Origin of the sequence: Streptomyces sp. NPDC048484 (assembly GCF_040651415.1) — a bacterium.
Lineage (GTDB): Bacteria > Actinomycetota > Actinomycetes > Streptomycetales > Streptomycetaceae > Streptomyces.
Window position 1 is genome coordinate 73057 of sequence record NZ_JBEZJY010000019.1, and the last position, 18070, is coordinate 91126.

Annotated in this window: 16 protein-coding genes, 1 tRNA gene and 1 pseudogene; 7 read left to right on the top strand and 11 right to left on the bottom strand. The window is 70.1% G+C overall.

Translation table 11 applies throughout. From position 1 onward, the window contains the following. Positions 1 to 41 precede the first annotated feature (41 nt). The 3 genes from AB0D14_RS20405 to AB0D14_RS20415 form a co-directional block, all read right to left on the bottom strand. The gene (locus tag AB0D14_RS20405; RefSeq protein ID WP_362780913.1) at positions 42 to 524 is read right to left on the bottom strand and encodes a hypothetical protein; all 483 of its coding nucleotides are present in this window, start codon (positions 522 to 524) and stop codon (positions 42 to 44) included. A 278-nt stretch (positions 525 to 802) separates the two neighbouring features. Beyond that, positions 803 to 1939 (bottom strand): sn-glycerol-3-phosphate ABC transporter ATP-binding protein UgpC, encoded by a 1137-nt coding sequence (ugpC, locus tag AB0D14_RS20410; RefSeq protein WP_362781139.1) that lies wholly within the window; start codon positions 1937 to 1939, stop codon positions 803 to 805. A gap of 356 nt (positions 1940 to 2295) precedes the next feature. Then, complete coding sequence (locus AB0D14_RS20415; protein WP_362780915.1) at positions 2296 to 3696, bottom strand: RNA-guided endonuclease TnpB family protein; 1401 nt, start codon at positions 3694 to 3696, stop codon at positions 2296 to 2298. A 174-nt stretch (positions 3697 to 3870) separates the two neighbouring features. Here AB0D14_RS20415 and AB0D14_RS20420 point away from each other — a divergent pair. Next, positions 3871 to 3944: transfer RNA gene (locus AB0D14_RS20420), tRNA-Thr, on the top strand. 26 nt (positions 3945 to 3970) lie between these two features. On the opposite strand, the gene AB0D14_RS20425 is transcribed toward AB0D14_RS20420, so the two are convergent. Further along, positions 3971 to 4699 (bottom strand): alpha/beta fold hydrolase, encoded by a 729-nt coding sequence (locus AB0D14_RS20425; RefSeq protein WP_362780916.1) that lies wholly within the window; start codon positions 4697 to 4699, stop codon positions 3971 to 3973. Positions 4700 to 4713: 14 nt separating this feature from the next. After that, positions 4714 to 6216: an FAD-dependent oxidoreductase gene (locus tag AB0D14_RS20430; RefSeq protein ID WP_362780917.1), complete on the bottom strand. Its 1503-nt coding sequence runs from the start codon at positions 6214 to 6216 to the stop codon at positions 4714 to 4716. 154 nt (positions 6217 to 6370) lie between these two features. Here AB0D14_RS20430 and AB0D14_RS20435 point away from each other — a divergent pair, with 154 nt between their 5' ends. Next, positions 6371 to 7192, top strand: coding sequence for an aminoglycoside phosphotransferase family protein (locus AB0D14_RS20435; protein WP_362780919.1), 822 nt, complete (start codon positions 6371 to 6373; stop codon positions 7190 to 7192). A 142-nt stretch (positions 7193 to 7334) separates the two neighbouring features. Here the strand turns inward: AB0D14_RS20435 and AB0D14_RS20440 are convergent. Continuing rightward, positions 7335 to 7421, bottom strand: a pseudogene (locus AB0D14_RS20440) (zinc-binding dehydrogenase); the annotation flags it as partial. A gap of 107 nt (positions 7422 to 7528) precedes the next feature. Continuing rightward, positions 7529 to 8701 (bottom strand): FAD-dependent oxidoreductase, encoded by a 1173-nt coding sequence (locus AB0D14_RS20445; RefSeq protein WP_362780921.1) that lies wholly within the window; start codon positions 8699 to 8701, stop codon positions 7529 to 7531. Between the two features lie 161 nt (positions 8702 to 8862). Between AB0D14_RS20445 and AB0D14_RS20450 the strand changes: the two genes are divergently transcribed. Continuing rightward, positions 8863 to 9552: a pentapeptide repeat-containing protein gene (locus AB0D14_RS20450; RefSeq protein WP_362780924.1), complete on the top strand. Its 690-nt coding sequence runs from the start codon at positions 8863 to 8865 to the stop codon at positions 9550 to 9552. 101 nt (positions 9553 to 9653) lie between these two features. Here the strand turns inward: AB0D14_RS20450 and AB0D14_RS20455 are convergent, their stop codons facing one another. Further along, the gene (locus tag AB0D14_RS20455; RefSeq protein WP_362781141.1) at positions 9654 to 10154 is read right to left on the bottom strand and encodes a hypothetical protein; all 501 of its coding nucleotides are present in this window, start codon (positions 10152 to 10154) and stop codon (positions 9654 to 9656) included. Positions 10155 to 10191: 37 nt separating this feature from the next. Between AB0D14_RS20455 and AB0D14_RS20460 the strand changes: the two genes are divergently transcribed. Next, positions 10192 to 11598 (top strand): M1 family metallopeptidase, encoded by a 1407-nt coding sequence (locus tag AB0D14_RS20460; RefSeq protein WP_362780926.1) that lies wholly within the window; start codon positions 10192 to 10194, stop codon positions 11596 to 11598. 232 nt (positions 11599 to 11830) lie between these two features. On the opposite strand, the gene AB0D14_RS20465 is transcribed toward AB0D14_RS20460, so the two are convergent. Then, positions 11831 to 12406, bottom strand: coding sequence for a TerD family protein (locus AB0D14_RS20465; protein WP_362780929.1), 576 nt, complete (start codon positions 12404 to 12406; stop codon positions 11831 to 11833). A gap of 258 nt (positions 12407 to 12664) precedes the next feature. Between AB0D14_RS20465 and arfB the strand changes: the two genes are divergently transcribed. After that, positions 12665 to 13093 (top strand): alternative ribosome rescue aminoacyl-tRNA hydrolase ArfB, encoded by a 429-nt coding sequence (gene arfB / locus AB0D14_RS20470; protein ID WP_362780931.1) that lies wholly within the window; start codon positions 12665 to 12667, stop codon positions 13091 to 13093. 154 nt (positions 13094 to 13247) lie between these two features. Here the strand turns inward: arfB and AB0D14_RS20475 are convergent, their stop codons facing one another. Continuing rightward, positions 13248 to 13811, bottom strand: a complete 564-nt coding sequence (locus AB0D14_RS20475; protein ID WP_362780933.1) for a flavin reductase family protein — start codon at positions 13809 to 13811, stop codon at positions 13248 to 13250. A gap of 348 nt (positions 13812 to 14159) precedes the next feature. On the opposite strand from AB0D14_RS20475, the gene cdgB reads away from it, so the two are divergent. Together cdgB and AB0D14_RS20485 are read left to right on the top strand one after the other, a co-directional pair. Then, the gene (cdgB, locus tag AB0D14_RS20480) at positions 14160 to 15878 is read left to right on the top strand and encodes a diguanylate cyclase CdgB (RefSeq protein WP_362780935.1); all 1719 of its coding nucleotides are present in this window, start codon (positions 14160 to 14162) and stop codon (positions 15876 to 15878) included. Positions 15879 to 15996: 118 nt separating this feature from the next. Then, entirely contained in the window at positions 15997 to 16956 is a 960-nt protein-coding gene (locus AB0D14_RS20485; RefSeq protein ID WP_362780937.1) for a carbohydrate-binding protein, read from the top strand. Positions 16957 to 17046: 90 nt separating this feature from the next. On the opposite strand, the gene AB0D14_RS20490 is transcribed toward AB0D14_RS20485, so the two are convergent. After that, positions 17047 to 17976 carry a 1-phosphofructokinase family hexose kinase gene (locus tag AB0D14_RS20490; RefSeq protein WP_362780939.1) on the bottom strand — a complete coding sequence of 310 codons (930 nt, stop codon included), beginning with the start codon at positions 17974 to 17976 and terminating at the stop codon, positions 17047 to 17049. Between the last annotated feature and the right edge of the window lie 94 nt (positions 17977 to 18070).

Sequence of the window (18070 nt, forward strand, 5' to 3'; positions counted from 1 at the left end):
TGGGCCGTCGGGGTTTGTGCGCCCCGCGGCCGGAACCGGGCTCAGGTGTGCTGGGCTGCTACGCCCGTTGCGAAGGACGTGTCGCACACCGGGCGGGCGAACGACTGGGCTCGGGTCGGGCCGTACGCACGCACCGCCGCGCGGCCCAGGGCACGGGCGATGGAGGCGCAGTGCCTGCCGAGGGACGGACGGCCGTTCACGGCCTCCTGGAGATGAGTGAGGGCGACCCCCGGGCTCTTCTCCTGGAGCTCCAGGAGGAGTTGGTCGCGCAGCACGTCCTGCGCGGCGCGGGACGGGGCGCGCCGGGAGACGTCCTCGGCGGAGGCGGCGAGTGCAGATGTCGAGGAGTCGCTCCCCGACCAGTTGACCCTGGTGACCGCGAGTGTCCCGGAGAGCACCAGGACGACGGGCAGAACGAGGGCGAGAGTACGGCCGATTCGGCGGGCCGGGCCGCGGCCGTGGCGGGTCGGTCGGTCGGCGGGGCCGCGGCCGTGTCGCGTCGAGTGGTTAGTGGAGTGCTTCACGCGAGTGAGGGTAGCGTGGAGTGATGATTTGGAGACATTTAGTAATCAGTTCGGGGGACGGGGAAGCGCCGATTTTCGAGTTTGATGTTGACGAACGGGTGTCGAAATGACCGGTCTGTCGGGTTATTTGTCGACAGCGAAGAAGGCCCCGCAGCAGTCTGCGGGGCCTTCTTCGTCAACCTGGGTGAATTCTCCGGGATCCGCCCGGCCGGTCGGGGCCGCACGGGACCAACCCGTATCGGCCCGGACCAACCCGGATCGGTCCGTATCGGCCCGGATCAGTCGGTGAGGCGCTCGCCGGTGGAGGTCGAGAACACGTGGGTCTCGCCCGGGCGCGGCACGACGTGCAGGGTGGCGCCCTTCTCCGGGACCGCGCGGCCGCTGACGCGGACGACCAGGTCCTGGAGGTCGTCGCCCATCTGGGCGCTGCCGTAGACGTAGCCGTCGGCGCCGAGCTCCTCGACGACGTTGACCGTGACGGCGAGGCCCGCCGGGGCGTCCTCGGTCTCCTTCGAGAGGACGGTCGCGGCGGTGCCGCCCTGCTCGACGATCTCGAAGTGCTCGGGACGGACGCCGACCGTGACCGTACGGTCACCCTTGTCGGAGGCGGCCTTGAGGGCCTCGCGGTTGACGGGCACCACGCTGTTGCCGAACTTCACGCCGCCGTCGGTGATCGGGACCTCGACCAGGTTCATGGCGGGGGAGCCGATGAACCCGGCGACGAAGAGGTTGTTCGGCCGGTCGTACATGTTGCGCGGCGAGTCGACCTGCTGGAGCAGCCCGTCCTTGAGGACCGCCACGCGGTCGCCCATGGTCATGGCCTCGACCTGGTCGTGGGTGACGTACACGGTGGTGATGCCGAGGCGGCGCTGCAGCGACGCGATCTGCGTACGGGTCGAGACGCGGAGCTTGGCGTCGAGGTTCGACAGCGGCTCGTCCATGAGGAACACCTGGGGCTCACGCACGATGGCGCGGCCCATGGCGACACGCTGGCGCTGACCGCCGGAGAGCGCCTTGGGCTTGCGGGCCAGGTAGTCGGTGAGGTCGAGGATCTTCGCCGCGTCCTCGACCTTCTGGCGGATCTCGGCCTTGTTGACGCCGGCGATCTTCAGGGCGAAGCCCATGTTGTCCGCGACCGTCATGTGCGGGTACAGCGCGTAGTTCTGGAACACCATGGCGATGTCCCGGTCCTTGGGCGGCAGGTGCGTGACGTCACGGTCACCGATGTGGATCGAACCGCCGTTGACGTCCTCAAGACCCGCGAGCATGCGCAGGGAGGTGGACTTTCCGCAGCCGGAGGGGCCGACGAGGACGAGGAACTCGCCGTCCGCGACGTCGAGTTCGAGCTGGTCGACGGCGGGCTTGTCGCCACCCGGGTAGGTGCGGGTCGCCTTGTTGAACGAGACAGTGGCCATGGTGAGGGCCCCCTTCACCGGCAGGAACGTGCCGGACGATCCGTTGTAAAGGTGGTGTACCGCCACGGAACGATCCGTAGTGGTGTAGTCCACATGGGCGGACTGGATCGTGACGCTACCCCGCGTTCATCGCCCTGTCAGTAGGCGAGAGGGTGTGAACTTCGATGAAATTTTCGATGGCGGGGCAGAGCACCGCACTTTTGGCCTTGCCGAGGCTTCCTGCTTCACAGCCCGCTGCCGACGGACGGCGGGCTACCCCGCCGCCACGCACGGTCTCACGCAAACTCCACAGGCATTCCGGCCGACGGCCCGTCGGTCCGTACCGCTCACTGGGCTCGTACTGCGCACCGGCCCGACTACGCGGCCAGCAGACACTCCTCCAGCTCCGAAGCCTTGATCACAGCCGGAGCCTGCCTGCCCGGAGGCAGCGCGGAGGCCACCAACCAGTACAGGCGCATTCCCTCGTCCCGCAGATTCACCGCCGCGTTCACGTCCCGGTCGTGCACCGCGCCGCACTCGGCGCATGCCCACTCCCGGACCGAGACATCCAGCTTCGGGCCCTTCACATGACACGCTGAGCACCGCCGGGTGGAGGGGAAGAAACGGTCCACGACCACCAGTGTCCGGCCGTACCACTCACACTTGTAACGCAGCTGCCGCAACAGCTCACCCCACCCGGCATCGAGGATCGCCCGACTCAGCCCCGCCTTGCGCCGACGGCCCTTCCCACGAGCCGGCCGCAACAGGGTCACGATGGACAGGTCCTCCACCACGAGCACTTGGTTCTCGCGCACGAGGCGGGTCGTGAACTGGTCCAGCATGTCCCTGCGTACATCACCGATGAGCGCGTAGAGACGCGCGATCCTCTGCCTGACCTTGTCCCGGTTCTGGGATCCCTTCACCTTCCTGTGCAACTCCCGCTGCAACCGCGCCAACTTCTCCGCGTACCGCTTCAACAACCGCGGATGATCCAGCTTCGTACCGTCATCGAGCGTCACCAAGGACGCCAGCCCCAAGTCCAGCCCGACCGCCTTCGGCTCCCGCGAACCCGACAGGAAGACAGCAGGCAGCGACGACACACGCTCCTCCACGAGCGCGGACACGAAATACCGACCCGCCCGATCCCGCATCACCGACAACCGCACCGGAACCGCCCCCGCGGGAAGCGCCCGGGACCAACGAACGTCCAACGGCTCGGACTGCTTGGCGAGCGTGATCAGACCCGTCCCCGGCCGCTCGGGATCCTCGACCCATCTGAACCCCGTACGCACATACGTCGCCGCATCCCGCGACCGCTGCTTTTTCCTCGGCTTCGGGTACTTCGCCACCTCCCTGAAGAACCGCGTGAACGCCTGATCGAGATGCCGCAGAGCCTGCTGCAACACCGTCGACGACACCTCCTTCAGCCAGGCCCTCTCCTCGGCCTGCTTCCAACCCGTCAGCGCTCGACACGTCTCCGCGAACCCCACCCTCACCCGGTGCTGCTCCCAGGCTCCCGACCGCAGGGCCAGCCCCTCGTTGTAGACCCACCGGCAAGCACCGAACGTCCTGACCAACTGCTCGGCCTGCGTCTCGGTCGGATAGAAGCGGAACCGGTAGACGCGATGCTGGGCGCCCGTCTCCTTGGCGTGACTCCTGAGCGGGGTCGCCTTGCGGCCCGCGTGCTTGCGGCGCTCTTCGATGCCGAGCTCCTCACGCTTGATGCGCTCGGCCTGGACACCCTTCACCGCCTTCGGCTTCTCCGCCGCCTCTTCCACGAGCCCCCCTCGCGATCCGATCTTCGGAACAGCACTTCAGTCCGTTCAACGAACAGGTGCGCGGGTGGTTACGCATGGCTTTCGGGGTCCGCTGCCAGGGCAACTACGTGGATCGGGAGGAGGGGGGCTGTGTACAGTGGAGCCGCCTTCGCGTACGGCGTTGTTGTGCGCGGTGCCCCCTTAGCTCAGCTGGAACGAGCAGGTCACTTGTAATGATCAGGTCATCGGTTCGAATCCGATAGGGGGCTCTTGATGTAGTGCCGTCAGGCCCAGGTCACTTCGTGGCCTGGGCCTTTTGGGTGGGGATGCCTGCCGCTCGGGCGATGACGCGGGCCGTGCGCAGGCCCTCGCGGTGCGCGGAGCCGGAGTGGGCGGGGCGGCAGCGGCCCAGTTGGGGGGCGTACTCGGCCATGACCGCGCCCGGGTGGTCCGTGGTGAGTTCCGTGAGCGGGGCTTCGCGGCCGCAGGCGGCCAGGACCGACTGGAACTCGCCCGCGTTGGCGAAGTCGCACACGGTGTCCTCCGTGCCGTGCACCAGGTGGATGGGCAGAGGTGGGGCGGAGGCGCAGACGTCCATCGGGGAGGGCAGACCGAGCAGCGGTTCGGGCTGGTTGTAGCGGGCGGAGATGCCGACCACGGCGGCCGGGCGCCAGCCCTCCGGCGGGTCGGGGCGCAGGGCCGTGGCCATCGCGGCGCGGCCGCCCAGGGACCAGCCGACGAGGACGACCTGTGCCGGGTCCCGTACGAAGTCCCAGGTGAAGCGGAGGGAATCGGAGAGCTGGGGGCGGCCGCCGTCGGGGGCGTCCGGGTGCCAGTCGGGGACTATGACGGTGGCGCCGAGACGGGCGACCTCTGCCGCCAGCGCGCCGAGGACGTCCCGCTCGGCGGGGCCGCGGCCGTGCCAGAGCAGGACCGTCGGGGCGTCCGGGGCGGCGGCGCGATGGATGTCGAGGAGCTGGCCGTCGGAGGAGTAACGGACGGTGTCCATGACTGTGGTGCTCATGGGGTTCCCCTGTCTCAGCGGCCCGTGACCCGGTCGGCGATTCGCGCGATCCGGGACGACTGTGCGGCATGGGTGGTGAGTTCGCGGCGGTCGGCGGCTCGATACGTCGCGTACATGCCCTGTACCCCGAGCCAGCGGAAAGGCTCGGGTTCCCACTTGCGGACCTTGTGTTCGACCCAGGGCAGGGCGGTGAGGTCGGTCGCGCCCGACTGGCCCGAGTCCCGCTGGATCAGGTCCCGGAGGGTGCGGGCGGCAAGGTTGGCCGTGGCGACACCCGAGCCGACGTAGCCGCCGGCCCAGCCGAGGCCGGTGGAGCGGTCGAGGGTGACCGAGGCGCACCAGTCGCGCGGTACACCGAGTACGCCCGACCAGGCGTGGGCCACCGCCACGTCCGCGAGCTGCGGGAAGAAGCGGCCCAGGATCTTCCGCAGGGCCTCGACCGTCGACGCCTGGGTGCGGCCGTCGTTGTCCGTGCGCGAGCCGAAGCGGTACGGGGCGCCCCGGCCGCCGAGCGCGATGCGGTCGTCGGCGGTGCGCTGGGCGTACATGTAGGCGTGGGCCATGTCGCCGAGGGTCTCCCGGCCTTCCCAGCCGACGGACTCCCACTGGGCGGGGGTCAGGGGCTCGGTGGCGATCATCGAGGAGTTCATGGGGAGCCAGGTGCGTTTGTGGCCCTTCAGGGAGGCCGTGAATCCCTCGGTGCAGCGCAGTACGTAAGGGGCGCGGACCGTTCCGTACGGGGTGACGGCGTGCTTCGGTCTGATCTCGGTGACGGGCGTCGACTCGTGGATCGTGACGCCGAGCGCCTCGACGGCCGTCGCGAGGCCCTTGAGCAGCTTGACCGGGTGCAGGCGGGCGCCGTGCGGGGTCCAGGTGGAGCCGAGGGCGTCCGCGACGCGGATCCGGTCCGCGGTCTCGCGCGCGCCGTAGAGCTCGCGGTCTTTCTCGCCGTACGAGAGCTCCGTCTCGTGGAAGGCCTTCAGGCGGGCCAGCTGGGCCGGGGTGTACGCGACTTCGAGGACGCCGCCCTGGTGGATGTCCGCCTCGATGCCTTCCTCCCCCGCGACCCTGACGACCTCGGCGACCGTGGCGTTCATGGCCTCCTGGAGGCGTACGGCGGCCTCGTGGCCGTGCAGGTGCGCATACCGGTCGCGGCCCGCGATGCCGTTGTAGAGCCAGCCGCCGTTGCGGCCGGAGGCGCCGTAGCCGCAGAACTTCTGCTCCAGGACGGTGATGCGCAGGAAGGGGGCGGCCTTCTTCAGGTAGTACGCGGTCCACAGGCCTGTGTAGCCCCCGCCGACGATCACCACGTCGGCGCTCGCGTCACCCGGGAGGGGCTCGCGGGGGGAGGGGAGTCCCTCCTGGGCGTACCAGAACGATATGCCGCCGTTGACGACGGTGCGGGGGGTGTGTGGCGCGTGTGACGTGGGGGGTGTGCGGGGCGCGGGGGGCGTGTGCTCCGTGCCGGACGCGTTGTCCGAGCCGGACGCGCTGCCCGCGTTCTCCGTGCTGCTCATGCTCGGGACGTTAGCTTCTCCGGGCAGTGGGTGTCTCCTTCAGGTCCCGTGGGTTCCGTGGGTTCCGTGGGTTTCATTGGTTTCCTGGGTTTCGTGCGGGTGGAGGGGAGAGTGAAGGTGTGCGGGAACGGCAGGGGGGGCGGAAGGGGGAGGGATGGTCGGGTGCGGGCGGCTGCTGGAGCGGGGCGGGCGGTTCCTGGAGCGGTGGGGGCTGCGGCAGGAGGGGGCGCCGATGAGCGGGCGGGTTTCGGTCGTGCTGCCGGTGGTGTGCGGCGACGGGACACGGGCCGCGCTGAAGCTGCAGGACGTCGACGAGGAGACGGCCGGTGAGGGGTCGGCGCTGCGGACCTGGGGCGGTGACGGGGTCGTACGGCTGCTGGCCGAGGACGCGGAGACCGGCACCCTGCTCCTGGAACGGCTCGACGAGGACCGGCCGTTGACCGCCCTACCGGATGTGATGAAGGCGACCGCGGTGCTGGCCGGGCTGCTGGCGCGGATCACAGCGGTGCCGGCGCCGGCGGGGCTGCGGCGGCTGGACGGCATCACGGCGGGCATGTTCGAGCGGCTGCCGCCCGTCCTCAAGTCCCTTGCGGCGGAAGAGGACCGGCGCCTGCTGGCGGACTGCGCGGCGGCCGTGCGGGAGGTCGCGGACGAGCCCGGGGACCGGCTGCTGCACTGGGATCTGCACTTCGGGAACGTCCTCGCGGCCGACCGCGAACCCTGGCTCGTCATCGACCCGAAGCCGCTCGCCGGGGACCCCTGCTTCGAACTGCTGCCCGCACTCTGGAACCGGTACGACGAGGGCGGGTTGACGCGCCGCTTCGACCTGATGACGGAGACGCTGGGCGTGGACCGGGGCCGGGCGCGTGCCTGGACGCTGGGGCGGGTGCTCCAGAACTCGCTGTGGCGGGTCGAGGAGGGCGAGGAGCTGGATGGCCGGCAGGTGGCCATCGCGCGGGTGTTGCTGGGGCGCTGAGGCTGGCGGGCGGGTGTTGCTGGGGCGCTGAGGCGGGCGGGTGCTGCGGGGTCGCTTAGGCGCCCGGGCGCTGAGTCCGGGTGACGGCGACGATGACGATGACCGGGTCGGGGCCTGGATGACGGTGTCGCTCGGAGTCGAGTCAGGGCTCCAGGACCACCTTGCCGATGGTCGCCCTGGTCTCCAGCGCGTGGTGTGCGGCGGCCGCGTCCGCCAGGGGGAAGCGGTGGAGGCGGATGGCGTGCATGGAGCGTGTGGAGTGCGTGGAGTGCGCGGCCGGCATGGGGCTCCCCCGGGGTGTGGTGTCGCGGCGTGGGCGAGTCCCAGCCTTCAACGTCAAGCATGCTTGAGGTCAAGGCCTGCCCTGCTGCGGATCCTGAGGGCCAGGGACACTGCTTCCAGCGCGCTGTTGAACGACACCTCGGAGAGCACTCCCGGGGCCGCCACCTGGTCCCCCGCCAGGTAGATGTCGTCGCCACGGGCCACGCGCGGGCGGTCGCGCCAGCTCGTGCCGGGGAGGTCGACCGCGCCGGTGCGGCCGTTCGCGAGCGCCTCGCGGCGGTACGTGACCCGGCCGCGCCAGTGCGGGAGGGCGAGGTCGAGCAGGTCCTCGGCGCGGGTGATCCCGTCCGCTCGGGACTCGCGGGGTGCGATCGGGATCTGGCCCTGGAGAAGCTGTTCGCCGGGTGGGGCGAGGGTTCGGTCCTGGGCCGTGAACCGCTCGATCCAGCCGGGGGTGTCGAGGTCGGAGACGGCGAACGCGTCGCCCCGGCGGGTGCGGACGGCCAGGTCGATCAGGGCGGTGCGGCCGCTCGGCCAGGTCAGGGACTTGTCCCGGAGGAGGGCGCGGGCCGCGTCGAGTGAGGTGGCGACGATGACCGGGCCGTGGTCGGCGGGGACGGCGTCGACGCGGGCGAGGGTCTCCACCCGTACGCCCAGGTTCCAGGCCCGGGCCGCCATCCTGTCGACGACGCTCGCCCAGCCGCCGCGCGGGTAGTGCGCCTCCGGGGGGAGTTTCGTGGCGCGGCGCAGGCGTTCCTGGACGAAGGCCGCTGAGAGGGAGCCCGGGTCGTGGTGGAAGAGCGCGACCGCGGAGTAGTGGGCTGCGGCGGTGGCGCCCTCCTCGCCTGCGATGTGCGTGGCCCAGGTGCTGAAATCCTGGTCCACGGGGGCCTGTTCGGGCGTACGGCGGAGGAGCCTGAGCATGGAGAGGGGTGGGGTACGGCGCAGGGAGCCCTTGTGGCGGAGGCGGAGACGGGCGGCTTCCAGAGGCGGGAGCGGGGCCAGTTCGCCGAGCAGGCCGCGCTGCTTCAGCCAGGTCCAGTGGGGGCCGCCCTTGTAGAGGGCGTGCGGGCCCTCGTTCGTCTTGTACGGGCCCTCGGCGGTGCGGGCCCGGCCGCCGAGGGTGTGGTGGGCCTCGAACACGGTGACCTTGGCGCCTGCCTCTGCGGCGGTGATGGCGGCGGTGAGGCCGGCGAAGCCGCCGCCGATGATGGTGATGCGGTGCATGGGGTGGTGTCTCCCTCTCCGCGGGGCGTTCTTCCTGGTGGCTTCTCTTCTGTTTCCTTGTTTCCTTTCCTCCTTATGACTGTTCGGAGGGCTCGGAATGTGACATCCGGGGGTCTTGGCTGGTCAGAAGGGATGTCAGTGGTCGGGTGCAGGATGGGGTCATGGCGAGCAGAGCGGTGAAGGCGGGCGCAGGGGTGAAGGGGGCGCGGAGGCCGGAGGTGCGGCTGCCGCCGCTGGAGCCGTACGGGGGTGGTGAGCTGGAGCCGGACGGGGATTACGACGGGCTGCGGTTCAGCGACGTGGACTTCGTGGGGCAGGACGGCGGGGGCGCGCGGTTCATGGACTGCGCGTTGACGGGGTGCGCGGTCGACGAGACGCGGCTGCATCATGCGCGCGTGCTGGATTCCGTGCTCACCGGGCTGCGGGGAGTGGGTACGGATCTCGGGTCGGCGACCTTGAGGGATGTCGAGGTGGTCGATGCCCGGCTGGGCGGGGTGCAGTTGCACGGCGCCGTGCTGGAGCGGGTGGTCTTCCGTGGGGGGAAGATCGACTATCTGAATCTGCGCGAGGCCCGGATCCGGGATGTGGTGTTCGAGGGGTGCGTGCTGGTCGAGCCGGACTTCGGGGGTGCTCGGCTGGAGCGGGTGGAGTTCGTGGACTGCGTACTGAAGCAGGCGGACTTCAGCGGGGTGTCGTTGACGGACGTGGATCTGCGGCGGGCCGCGGAGGTGGACTTCGCGCGCGGGGTCGACCGGCTGGCGGGGGCTGTGATCAGTCCGGCTCAGTTGTTGGATCTGGCGGGGGTGTTCGCCGCGGAGGTGGGGGTTCGGGTGGTGGGGGTGGACGTGTGACGTCTGACGTCACACGTGTGACGTCAGAGATGTGGGATGTGACGTGTGAGATGTGACGTGTGCTGTGGCGTGCGGGTTGCCGTGGCCGCCGGGAGGTGGGGTCAGGGCAGTCGGGGGAAGCGGGCCTCTAGGTTCCAGATCGCCGGGTTGTCGCGGAGCGCCTCGTGGAGGTCGGTCAGGTCGGCCAGGACGTCGTGGAGGAAGTCGCGGGCCTCGCGGCGGAGTTCGGCGTGGGAGAAGGTGAGCGGGGGCTCGTCGCCGGGCATCCAGTCGGACTCGATGTCGACCCAGCCGAAGCGGCGCTCGAAGAGCATGCGGTCGGTGGACTCGGTGAAGTCCAGTTCGGCGCGCTGGGGGCGGGAGGCCCGGCTGCCCAGGGGGTCCTTGTCGAGCTGTTCGACGATGTCGCACAGCGCCCACGCGAAGTCGAGTACCGGCACCCATCCCCAGCCTGTGGACAGCTCCCGGTCCGCCTTGGTGTCGGCGAGATAGACGTCCCCGCAGAACAGGTCGTGGCGCAGAGCGTGGACGTCCGCGCGGCGGTAGTCGGTCTGCGGGGGGTCCGGGAAGCGCGAGGAGAGGGCGTAGCCGATGTCGAGCACGTGGGTGATGGTGTCACGCCGCCCTAGGATCGCCGTCATGCCCCGGTTTGCTGTTCTTGTTCCTGTTGCCGCGTTGCTGGTGTGTGCCCTCGGAGCCTGCGACGGAGGAGTGCGCGGTGTCGCGGGGGGCTCCGGGGTGCGGGACCCGTACTTTCCCAAGTCGGGCAACGGCGGGTACGACGTCACGCGGTACGGGCTCTCGCTCGACTACGAGCCCGGGGCGCGTCGGCTGGTGGGGAAGGCGCGGATCGAGGCGCGGGCGGAGAAGGACCTCAGCGCGTTCAATCTCGACCTCAAGGGGATGAAGGTCCGGTCGGTCGAGGTGGAGGGGAAGACCGCACGGTTCAACCGCAGTGGTGATCACGAGCTGACCGTCCGGCCTCGTGACGATCTGGAGAAGGGGGGTGCCTTCACCGTGGTCGTTCGCTACTCCGGGTCGCCGGAGACCGTGACCGATCCGGACGGCTCGGAGGAGGGCTGGCTGCCCACCGAGGACGGGGCTCTCGCGCTCGGTGAGCCCACCGGGGCGATGGCGTGGTTTCCCGGGAACCATCATCCGAGCGACAAGGCGGCGTACGACATCAAGATCTCCGTGCCCGAAGGGCTGGAGGCCGTCTCCAACGGGGAGTTGCGCAGGAAGACGACGAAGGGCGGGCGTTCCGTCTTCGACTGGCATGTCGGGGAGCCGATGGCTTCGTATGTGGCGACGGTGGCTGTCGGTGAGTTCGTGCTGCGCCGCTCGGAGATGGGGGACGGGCTGCCTGTTCAGGTGGCCGTGGATCCGGATCAGGTGGCGGCGAGTGATGAGGTGCTCGGTCGCATCCCCGAGATCATGGAGTGGGCCGGGCGCACCTTCGGTCCGTATCCCTTCTCGTCGACGGGCGCGATCGTGGAGCGGAAGGACGACGCGGGGTATGCCCTGGAGACCCAGAACCGGCCCGTGTTCCCCGGCGCCCCCGGTATCGGCCTCCTCGTCCACGAGCTGGTCCACCAGTGGTACGGGAACTCCGTCACCTCTGAGTCGTGGCGCGACATGTGGCTCAACGAGGGCTTCGCGACGTACGCCGAGTGGCTGTGGGCCGAGGACCACGGCGGAGACTCGGCCGAGGAAGTCTTTGATCTCCTGTACGCGGGGGACTACTACGACAAGAAGGCGGACAGCGACGCCGTCTGGGCTTTTCCGCCCGGCAGGCCGCCGAGCGCGGCGCGCATCTCCGACAGCCCCGTGTACGAGCGGGGCGCCATGGTTCTGCACAAGATCCGCGAGACGGTCGGCGACAAGGTGTTCCACGACATCCTTCGGGGCTGGGCCGCCACCCACCGGCACGGCAACGCGGACACCGACGACTTCACCGCCTACGTGGAGAAGAAGGCGCCCGACCAGGACTTCTCGGAGATCTGGAAGGACTGGCTGTACGGGGACGGCCGGCCCGACTCGCCTTAGGGGTTTCTTAGGCGGCTTCTCAAGGATCTCCGCCGCCGTCCCCCGCGTCCCCCGCGTCCCCAACCTCACGGGTCAGTGCACTTGGCGCACCGCGCACCGCGCCCCGGGGCCTGTCCGGCGGCGCGGGCCCGGGCCCGGGCGCGGGTATGGGTGTGGGTGTGGAGACAGGACGAGGGGCCTCGGTCCGGCTGCAGCCGGACCGAGGCCCCTCGAATGTCGTGCGGGTCCGGGATCAGACGCTGACGCCGAAGTCCTTGGCGATACCGACGAGGCCGGACGCGTAGCCCTGGCCGACCGCGCGGAACTTCCACTCCGCGCCGTTGCGGTACAGCTCACCGAAGACCATGGCCGTCTCGGTGGCCGCGTCCTCCGAGAGGTCGTAACGGGCGATCTCGACGCCGCCGGCCTGGTTCACAATGCGGATGTACGCGTTGCGGACCTGGCCGAAGTTCTGCGAGCGGGTCTCCGCGTCGTAGATGGAGACCGGGAAGACGATCTTGTCGACGTCGGCCGGGAGGCCCGCGAGGTTGACGTTGATCGCCTCGTCGTCGCCGGCACCCTCACCCGTCCGGTTGTCGCCCGTGTGGACGATCGTCTGGTCCGGGGTCTGCTTGTTGTTGAAGAAGATGAAGTGGGCGTCCGAGTAGACCTTGCCCTCGGGGTTGACCGCGATGGCCGAGGCGTCCAGGTCGAAGTCGGTTCCCGTGGTGGAGCGGACGTCCCAGCCGAGGCCCACGGTGACGGCGGTCAGGCCCGGAGCCTCCTTGGTCAGCGAGACGTTGCCACCCTTGGACAGGCTTACAGCCATTGTTGGGAGTCCTTCCCTCGTTTTTGTACGTACGGGTCGTGCGGTGCTGCGCGTCGGGCTTCGTACGTGACGAAGCTACCGCCAACCCTAAGAACGCCGATGGGGGTCCCCAGGGTTCCGCTCCCCTTTACTTTCTTTACCTGCGGGTCGGAGACGGACCGCGGGCGGGGCGGGAGCGCCGGTCCGCGCACGGTCGTGCACGGGGTCGTAACCGAAAAGCGGGTGACGTGGACCGGACAGACAAGGGACCATGGGGACATGTCCGGTCCCCACGTCATCCGCGGCTCCGTCTCGCTTCCCGAGGCCGAGCTCATGTGGCGTTTCTCGCGCTCCTCCGGTCCGGGCGGCCAGCACGTCAACACCACCGACTCGCAGGTGGAGCTGCGCTTCGACCTCGCGAAGACGGAGTCGCTGCCGCCGGTGTGGAAGGAGCGGGCGCTCGCCAGACTGGCCGACCGGCTGGTCGACGGCGTCGTGGCCGTGCGGGCCTCCGAGCACCGGTCCCAGTGGCGCAACCGGGAGACGGCGGCCGTCCGGCTCGCCTCCCTGCTCGCCGAGGCCAGCGCCCCGCCGCCCAGGCCCCGCCGGGCCACCCGTATTCCGCGGGGGATCAACGAGCGCCGGCTCCGCGAGAAGAAGCAGCGGGGCGACACGAAGCGCGGCCGTTCCGGGCGCGACTGGGGCTGAGAGCCTGTGTCACATCCGCTGAGAGCCCGGGGGCGGAGCGGCCGGCTTCACGGTCGTACACGGTCGGATCGCCGTCGCGGCGCCCCGAAGGACCGGGCGGGCGGCTGTCCCGAAGCACCGGGCGGGCGGCTGTCCCGCAGGACCCGGCGGGCGGCTATCCCAACTGTCGGTAGCGGCCCTGGAAGTACGTGAGCGGTTTGCTGTCCGCGCTCGGTAGCGAGGACGTCAGCACCCGGCCGATCACCAGGGTGTGGTCGCCCGCGGTGACCCGCTGTTCGGTGCGGCACTCCAGGGTCGCCAGAGCGCCGTCCAGCAGCGGCGCACCGGACGCCTCCCCGCTGACGTACGGCACGTCCGCGAAGAGCAGGCGGTCCGAGATGCGGTTCTTCATGGCGAAGCGGCTCGCGACGGAACTCTGGCTCTCGGAGAGGAAGGAGACCGCCCACAGGGGCTGCTCGTCGAGCAGGTCGTCCATGCGGGAGCCCTCGCGCAGGCCGATGAGCACGAGAGGCGGGTCCAGGGACACGGACATGAAGGAGGTCGCCGTCATGCCGATGTCCTCGCCGCTCGGGCCGTCCGGGTCGGACTGCGGCTCGTGCGCGGTCATCAGGACCACACCTGCGGTCAGCCGGGACATGGCGGCGCGGAACTCGTCGTTGCTCACCCCCTCAGCATGCACGGGTGGGGCGGGAGGAGCGGCAGGGGAAGTGTTCAGCACAGGAAGACGCTAATCTCCGCCGGCGTTCGTCACATCCGACCAATGCCCGAACCGGGTCCTAGGACCGAAGACGGAGTGTGACTTGTTGTCTCTCATTTGTCTCTCGTCTGTCTCTCATCAGGCGCGCGCACATGTTCCACAAATTTGCGTTCAGTAAACGCACCGCGAAAACACAGAAACTCTACTCAATTGTTCATCTTCACCTGTGACTTGAGTCACAGGTGCCATAATTTGTTGACCCTGTGTACCGAGTGAGCAGCGCGCTGTGATTCAGTGTCGGAGAAGCTGGCAGGGAGTAGGCGGGGAGAGAGCCCTGGAGTTGCTGTCGAGGTCTCGAGGGGAGGGTGAATGGAGACCGAGTCGGAGCCGTACGTCCGCCTTGCGACCCTGCGGCAGCTGCATACCGTCATGGCGGACATGAACACGGCCCGCAGTCTGGCCGACACGCTGCAGACCGTCGCCGACGGAGTGGTCAACGGACTCGGCTACGAACTGGCCGCCGTCAACCTCGTCCAGCCCGACGGTGACCTCGTGGTCGCCGCCCTCGCCGGGAACTCCGCAGCCGAGGCGCTCATCACCGGCCGCACCGGCTCCCGCGAGTCCTGGGAGCGCCGGCTGAACATGGGGGAGGCGTGGGGCGACCTGCGCTTCATACCGCACACCGAAGGCTGGGTCCTCGACGACGACGACGTCCCGCAGTGGTACACCGACGGGCCCGAACCGCGCTTCGAGGACGAGTGGCACCCCGCCGACCGTCTCTTCGCCCCCATGTACACCCCGGGTGTCCCGGGCGTCTCCTGCGGCGAACTGATCGGCGTCCTGTCCGTGGACCGCCCCCGCAACGGGCGGCACCCCGGCGCGTGGGGCCGCGAGGCCCTGCAGATGTACGCGTTCCAGGGCGCCATCGCCATCAGCAACGCGCGCCTGCGAGCCAACATGCAGCGCGCGCTCGTCCGCCTGGAGCGCGAGCAGCAGGCGCTGCGCGCCAGTGAAGAGAGCTTTCGGCAGGCCTTCGAGTACGCCCCCTCCGGCATGGCCGTCGCCGAGATGGGCGGCGACCAGCACGGCCGGATCCTGCGGACGAACGACGCGCTGTGCCGGCTCCTCGGCCGCCCCGCCTCCTCGATGCGCCGCTACTCCTTCTCCGACCTCGTCCACCCCGAGGACATCGGCACCCTGCTCAGGACCTCCGCCGAGGGCGGCCGCGCCGAACTCAGGCTCTGTCGCCGCGACAGCACGTACGTGTGGGTGTCGCTGCGCAACAGCGTGGTCGCGGACGCCGCCGACGGGCCGCGCTTCCTGCTCACCCACGTCGAGGACATCGAGGAGCGCAAGCGCCGGGAGCTGCAGCTCGCCCACCGGGCCTCGCACGACTCGCTCACCGGGCTGCCGAACTCCGCGGAGCTGCGCTCCCGGCTCGCCGCCCGGCTGTGCGCGCGCCCCACGGCGACGGAACCCGGCGTGGTCGACACCATCGACACGATCGACGCGGCGTACGGGCAGGTGGTCGCCGCGCGCAACGCGAGTGGCGGGAACGGCGGGTTCGACGCGAACGGCGCCTACGACGTGAACGGTCACGGCTTCGACTACCGGCCGGGCCCGGACGCGTTCGACGCGTACGACCACCATGTGCACACCGTCACGCCCGAGGGGGAGCGGGACGACGGCACGAAGGGGCTCGCGGTTCTCTTCTGCGACCTCGACGGCTTCAAGTCGATCAACGACCGCTTCGGGCACAACGCCGGGGACTCCGTGCTGATCGAGGTGGCCCGCCGGCTGGGCGGCGCCGTGCGCGACGGGGACACGGTCGCCCGGCTCGGCGGTGACGAGTTCGTGGTGCTCGCCGACGGGCTCGGGCGGGCCGACGCGCAGGACCTCGCGGTGCGGCTGCGCAACGAGATAATCCAGCCGATCAGGGTCGACGGCCGTGCCATGCGGGTGGGCGCCAGCTTCGGTATCGGATGGGCCCACTGCGGTATGACGGCGGACGAGGTCTTGCAGTCGGCCGACGAGCGGATGTACATAGAGAAACGGTCTCGTCCCAAAGCGCACAGGCGTGCGGGCTGATCCGCAGGTCAGCGATGCCATGCGATCTGTGTCACCCGTTTGGGGCAGCCGGACCGGGTAGGCTCGCCTTTCGATCCCCCGTACCGCAGCTGAACCGCACCCGCTAGGAGACCAAGGGATGACGCCCGGCAACAACGGCGCGAGCACGCCCGAGGATGACGACCCGTTCGGCTATCTGTACGAGGACGGGAAGGCCGCCGGCGCCCAGCCGCCGAGTGGTGGGGGTGGCTACGGCTACCCCGGCTCGGTCAACCGGGTGCGTCCGGTCGGTGAGCGTCAGTACGGCCAGTCCGCCGCACAGAACGCGGCCACCGCGCAGTACGGGCAGGTGCCCCAGCAGCAGGGCACGTACGGGCAGCCGAACGCGAACCACTCCGCGCCCGAGGCCTTCGGCGGCGCCCCCGCCGCGCACCAGCAGTCGCCCGACAGCAGGCACGGCGGCCGGGGCCGCGGACCCAACACCAAGGTTCTGCTGATCGGCGCCGTCGCCGTGGTCGCCGCCGTGGTGATCGGCATCGGTATCGCGATGACGGGCGGCGACTCGGACGACGACAAGGGCGGCGACGACACCGCGGGTCCGGCCGCGTCGGCCGGCGAGAGCGCCGAGCCGAGCCAGTCGTCCACCAAGCAGGCCGCGGACCCGGCCGAGCTTCCCGAGATCGACGCGAAGGCCCTCAAGCTGGGCCCCGGGGTGTCGACCGCGTCGGACATCAAGGGCGCGAGCGCGGGCGGCGGCATATACGTGACGGGTCTCAACCAGGTCGGCGCCGAGGTCACCTGGACCGTCAACGACATCCCCAAGGCCGGCACCTACACCATCTTCACGAGGTACAGCGTCGCGGGCGGGGACGCCAAGATGACGCTCACCGTGAACGGCAAGAAGTTCGGCAGCAAGCTGAACATGAGCAACTTCACGGGTGCCAAGGAGAACGAGTGGGAGAAGGGCTGGACGGAGACCTACTCCTATCCCGCCCTCACCAAGGGCACGAACACGATCTCCATCTCCTGCCAGCAGGGCGACGACTGCAACGTCCTCCTGGACCAACTCCGCCTGAAGGCCGGCCAGGTCAAGGACTGACCGCGGGGTACTGACCGCGGGGTACCGACCACGGGGTACTGACCACGGGGTACCGACCGCTGACCGCAGGGTTTTCAGGGGCGCGGGGTGCTACGCCGCGGCGGTCTCGCCGGTCACCAGCACCCGGCCCAGCAACTCCTCGTACGCCGAGTGGTCGAACTCCCCGGCGACCGGCGCCAGCACGGTCGCCGCGGACAGCGCAACCGCCCGAGCCAACCGCTCCGGCCACGGCAACCGCTCCGCCAGCCCCGACAGCAGCCCCGCCACCACGGAATCCCCCGCACCCGTCGGATTGCCCCGCACCGGTCGCGGCGGAGTGGCACGCCAGTCCCCGTCGGGCGTACGGGCGAGCAGCCCCTGCGCACCCAGTGACGCCACGACCGCGTGAGCGCCACGCCGGCGCGCGTCGCGGGTGGCCTGCGAGGGATCGTGGGCGCCGGTGAGCTCGGCCAGCTCGTCCGCGTTCGGCTTGACGATGTCGGGGCGCGCCGCGACGCCCCGCCGGAGCGGCTCGCCGCTCGTGTCGAGCAGCACCGGGACCGCCAACGCCCGGGCGGTGCGGACAAGTTGCGCATACGCCCCGACCGGCACCCCGGGTGGCAGGCTGCCGCACAGGGCCACCGCCGAGGAGGACCGCAGCAGCACCTCGTACGCCTCCTGGAAGGCGGACCACTCGCGGGGGGTGATCGCGGGGCCGGGTTCGTTGAGCTGAGTCGTGTCACCGGTCGTGGTGTCGACCACTCCGATCGTGCGGCGGCTGGAGCCGCTCACCGGGACCAGCGCGTCGACGACACCCGGCGTGTGCGCGAGCTGGTCCCGCAGGACCTGCCCGGTGGCGCCGCCCACGAAGCCCGTCACCGTCACCTCATGACCGAGGACCGCGAGCACCCGGGCCACGTTCAGCCCCTTGCCGCCGGGCCGCTCGGTCATTTCGGTGACCCGGTGGGACGTGTGCGGGCGCAGCGCCCGTACGTGGTACGTGATGTCGAGAGCGGTGTTCAGCGTGACCGTGAGGATCACCTGGGCCGACCTCCCCCGATGGGCACACGCTCGCCGAGCGCGCTTGACTGTCCGAAGGCCCGATCATGTCAAAGACAACGCTGGTCGGCCCAGT